General features: G+C 72.8%; 3 protein-coding genes. 2 read left to right on the top strand and 1 reads right to left on the bottom strand.

The genetic code is table 11. The features are described from left to right. The first annotated feature begins 152 nt into the window (after positions 1 to 152). Complete coding sequence (locus ACSNOK_RS32500; RefSeq protein WP_436784382.1) at positions 153 to 1,103, top strand: AraC family transcriptional regulator; 951 nt, start codon at positions 153 to 155, stop codon at positions 1,101 to 1,103. 144 nt (positions 1,104 to 1,247) lie between these two features. Further along, positions 1,248 to 1,466, top strand: coding sequence for a hypothetical protein (locus ACSNOK_RS32495; RefSeq protein ID WP_436784381.1), 219 nt, complete (start codon positions 1,248 to 1,250; stop codon positions 1,464 to 1,466). A gap of 114 nt (positions 1,467 to 1,580) precedes the next feature. On the opposite strand, the gene htpX is transcribed toward ACSNOK_RS32495, so the two are convergent. After that, entirely contained in the window at positions 1,581 to 2,447 is an 867-nt protein-coding gene (gene htpX, locus ACSNOK_RS32490) for a zinc metalloprotease HtpX (protein ID WP_436784380.1), read from the bottom strand. Between the last annotated feature and the right edge of the window lie 144 nt (positions 2,448 to 2,591).

The following is a 2,591-nucleotide window of genomic DNA, read 5'->3' as shown; positions in this document are numbered from 1 at the left end:
GGGGTGCGGGGTGGGCGGTCGGAGTGCTCGGAACATCGGGCCGGGTGTCAGTGCTGATACAGGCGGACCCGGTGGGTCAGGTGAGCCGGGGAGCCGGTGAGCTGGGAATCCGGTGAGCCGGGGAGCCGGGTGAGTCGTGTGGAGGAGATCGGGTGGACATCCTGACGGAGGCGCTGGCCTCGATGCGGACCGGGAGCCCGGCCTCCGTACGGACCGACGGGCGGGCGCCCTGGGGGCTGCGGCTGCCGCCCGTCGCGGGGGCCGGATTCCACGTGGTGCTGCACGGCGGCTGCTGGGTGCTGCCGCTGGAGGACGCGGTGTCGCACCGGGAGCCGATCCGGCTGGAAGAAGGCGATGTGATCTTCGTCCGGGACGGGCGCGGGCACATCCTCGCCGATCACCCGAGCACTCCGGCACAGCCCGAGGACACCGCGGAGTTCTGTCCGGGCACCCCCATCGGGACGGTCTCGGTCGGCGGCGACGGCGCCCGGACCAGCCTGCTGTGCGGCAACTACCACCTGGACCAGGGCCGCCCCCACCCCCTCGTCGGCCGGCTGCCCGCGCTGATCCACCTCTCGACGCGGGACGGCCGGCACCCTGAACTCAGTGCCGCCGTGCGGCTGCTGGGCGCCGAGGTGGAGAACCCGCGGCCCGGCTCGGCCGGCATCGTGCCCTCGCTGATCGACTCTCTGCTTCTGTACATCCTGCGTGCCTGGCTGGCTGAGCGCCCGGCCGGGGACGGCGCGGGATGGGCCGCCGCGTTGGCCGACCCCGTGGTGGCACCGGCGCTCGCGGCGATTCACGAGGAGCCGTCGGCGCAGTGGACGGTCGAGTCGCTGGCCGGGCGCTCCGGGCTGTCCCGTGCGGCGTTCGCCCGCCGCTTCACGGCGCTCGTCGGGGAACCGCCCGTCGCGTACCTGACCCGCTGGCGCATGACGACGGCGGCGCGGCTGCTACGTGAGTCGGACGCCCCGCTGGCGACCGTGGCGGCACGGGCCGGGTACGGGTCCGAGTTCGCGTTCGCCAAGGCGTTCAAGCGGGAGTACGGGCAGGCTCCCGGTGGTTACCGGCGCACGGCACGGATGGACCGGGCGGCGGCGTGAGCGATCCCGTAAGGGTCGCGGGCGACGGTGCCCGCCCCTGAAGACGTCCCCCTAATGGGTCAGCGCAGCGCGCCGTCGGGCGTTTCCGGTGGCCATGGTGGGCGTGCGTGCCGCCATCCGGCGGACGAACGTCCGGGAGGAACCATGCGCAGAGCGATCCTGGCGGCGGCGCTGACCGCCGTAAGCGTCTTGGGCGTCACCACCGCCCAGGCCGAGCCCGCGGCCCCGGCCGACATCGACGTCTTCACCTGCCTCGACGGAGGCGGCAGACCGGACTACAGCGACGCCGACAAGGGCGAGCTGACGGTCGACATCAAGGCCACGTGCAAGGGCGGTACGCACAACGGCGAGACGGTGTCCTGACCGCGGAGCGAGACGGTGTCCTGACCACGGAGGAGGTGTCCTGACCTCGGAGGAACGGGGAAGGGACGGGAGGGACCGGGAGGCCGGGGTGGGGGCCAGGGGCCGGCCTCGGCGTCAGCCGTGGCCGCCGCCCGCCATCCGTTCCAGGCGGTTGATCCGTTCGGTCATCGGCGGGTGGGTCGAGAAGAGCTTGGACAGGCCCTCGCCGGGCCGGAACGGGTTCGCGATCATCATGTGGCTCGCCGTCTCCAGGCGCGGTTCCGGCGGGAGCGGCAGCTGTCGGGTACCCGTCTCCAGCTTGCGGAGGGCCGACGCCAGGGCCAGCGGGTCGCCGGTGAGCCGGGCGCCGGACGCGTCGGCCTCGTACTCCCGCGAGCGGCTGACGGCGAGCTGGATCAGGGACGCCGCGATGGGCCCCAGCAGCATGATCATGATCATTCCGACGATGCCCGGGCCCTCGTCGTCGTCCGACCTGCCGATCGGGACCAGCCAGGCGAAGTTCACCAGGAACATCACCACCGAGGCGAGCGCGCCCGCCACGGACGAGATGAGGATGTCGCGGTTGTAGACGTGGCTGAGCTCGTGGCCGATCACTCCGCGCAGCTCGCGCTCGTCGAGGAGGCGCAGGATGCCGTCGGTGCAGCAGACCGCGGCGTTGCGCGGGTTGCGGCCGGTGGCGAAGGCGTTGGGGGCCTCGGTGGGCGAGATGTACAGCCGGGGCATGGGCTGGCGCGCGGCGGTCGAGAGCTCGCGCACCATGCGGTAGAGGTGCGGCGCCTCGAACTCGCTGACCGGGCGGGCGCGCATCGCCCGCAGGGCGAGCTTGTCGCTGTTCCAGTACGCGTAGGCGTTGGTGCCCAGCGCCACCAGGACGGCGACGATCAGCCCCGTCCGGCCGAAGACGCTGCCGATGACGATGATGAGCGCGGACAGCCCGCCGAGAAGTACGGCGGTCCTGAGCCCGTTGTGCCGGCGGTGCACGGTACGCCCTCCAGGTGGTGCGGCAGGGGAACCCTTGAACCAGTGGAACCTTTCGTACTGGTCAACGCGAGGCGAAGGCCGCTAGTTCCCTTGTGCACGGGCGGGCGGCGCCACGCCGCCCGGGTGAGGCGGGGGGGCTGTCTC

Source organism: Streptomyces sp. URMC 126, from assembly GCF_051386555.1.
Lineage (GTDB): Bacteria > Actinomycetota > Actinomycetes > Streptomycetales > Streptomycetaceae > Streptomyces.
This window is presented reverse-complemented; position numbering and strand designations above follow the sequence as displayed.